The sequence below is a fragment of the Actinomadura bangladeshensis genome (assembly GCF_004348335.1).
GTDB classification, from domain to species: domain Bacteria; phylum Actinomycetota; class Actinomycetes; order Streptosporangiales; family Streptosporangiaceae; genus Spirillospora; species Spirillospora bangladeshensis.
The window spans coordinates 1-1,369 of record NZ_SMJW01000542.1; the positions used below are offsets into that span (position 1 = coordinate 1).

At 69.1% G+C, this 1,369-nt stretch carries 3 protein-coding genes; all 3 read left to right on the forward strand.

What is annotated here, in order from left to right:
* The first annotated feature begins 174 nt into the window (after positions 1 to 174).
* Genes E1284_RS40720 through E1284_RS40730 form a run of 3 tightly spaced genes read left to right on the forward strand, consistent with a single transcriptional unit; the run spans position 175 to position 1,159 of the window.
* The gene (locus E1284_RS40720; protein ID WP_131945437.1) at positions 175 to 360 is read left to right on the forward strand and encodes an ATP-binding protein; all 186 of its coding nucleotides are present in this window, start codon (positions 175 to 177) and stop codon (positions 358 to 360) included.
* Positions 339 to 713 (forward strand): hypothetical protein, encoded by a 375-nt coding sequence (locus E1284_RS40725; protein WP_131945438.1) that lies wholly within the window; start codon positions 339 to 341, stop codon positions 711 to 713. Before E1284_RS40720 ends, E1284_RS40725 begins: the two co-directional genes overlap by 22 nt.
* 23 nt (positions 714 to 736) lie before the next feature.
* Complete coding sequence (locus tag E1284_RS40730; RefSeq protein WP_131945439.1) at positions 737 to 1,159, forward strand: hypothetical protein; 423 nt, start codon at positions 737 to 739, stop codon at positions 1,157 to 1,159.
* Positions 1,160 to 1,369 lie beyond the last annotated feature (210 nt).

Sequence of the window (1,369 nt, forward strand, 5' to 3'; positions counted from 1 at the left end):
GCCGCGACAAACACGTAGTAGTCACTGGAGAGCCGGATGCATTGAAAGGTGCACGTCCGGTTCGGGCCGGGGGCCACTGGAAAAGGACCCGCCGACGGCGGGCACCTCGCCAGTGGCCTACCGGTACACAAGCACGTCGGAGTCGGGCAGATCATCGTCCGCATCTTCCGGGACGTGTGCGAGCCCCTGACCGTCATCGAGGTTCAGGACGAGGGGGCCGCGCTACCCGTCGTCCGCGATCAAGACCACGGCGCGACCAGCGGACGCGGACTGCTGCTCATGGCGCAACTCGTCCACGACTGGGGCGTCCGGCCGCTGGACGGGGAGGGGAAGATCACGTGGGCTCGTTGCGCCCGGTGAGCGTCCAGGCCGAACGCCACCTGCTGCGCTGGCGGACGTGGCGCGGGCGTCCCGTCGCGACCCGGTACCTGGATCTGCTGGCCGTCGCCATCCAGGCCAAGGGATACCGCTGCATCAAGCTCTACGAGGCCGCCGACCTGCCCGCGCGTCCGCCCGTCCTCTGGGTCTTCGCGTTCGCACCCGATAACCACGTGCGGGTCGCCGTCACCGTCTGCGCCGTGGCCGAAGGCTGGGGTTACCACCAGGCCGGACGCGGACGGCACGGCTACCTCGCGCCTTGCGGCGACGCCAAGTACGCGGCCGACCAGGTCGACGGCCTCCTCAAGCACCGCATGTACCCGGCCACCTGGTAGGCGCCCCGCCATCGGAGGTACAGATGAACTCTCAGACTCCCTGCAACCCGTCCATCGCGGACGTTCGCCAAGCGGGCGCCCTGCAACTGGACCTTGACATCGATCGGGCCCTTGATGAGCTGCGTCGTTCCTTTCCCGGGCTGTGCATGTGGCACGGGGAGTTCAGCGGCTCACTGTGGGCGCTTCTGCCGGATCGCCTTGTCGAGGCCAAGACCGCCACCGACCTGGCCCGGCAGCTCTACGGCATTCTGGGCCGTCCGCAACCCCGGCCCGTGCGTCGTCCCAGCACGCCGTCCACCCGCAGACCGGACGGAACCTGGAACGTCTCGACTCGCACACCCGCCCGACGTACGACCTCCACTCGTCGATCCCCCCTGCTGGGTCGCCTTGTGATCGGCGTCCTTCGCGCGGCCAAAATGTCCGCGTGGCCGATTCCGCTGGTCTGATCGGCGCCGCGTCCATCGGTTCCGAGACCCGGCCCCGATGGCCGCAGCCTGCGATCGAACGGAATCCGCGTAGCAGGTCGGCGTCGCCGTGGCGCCATCCTCCACCTCGGCGGCTTGGCCGCACGCTATGCACTTGGCTTGCGAACCGCCGACTTGAGTCGCCGTACTGCCTCGGCGCGGGTGTCGGTGGGGTGGGGCATGGTTGTGGGG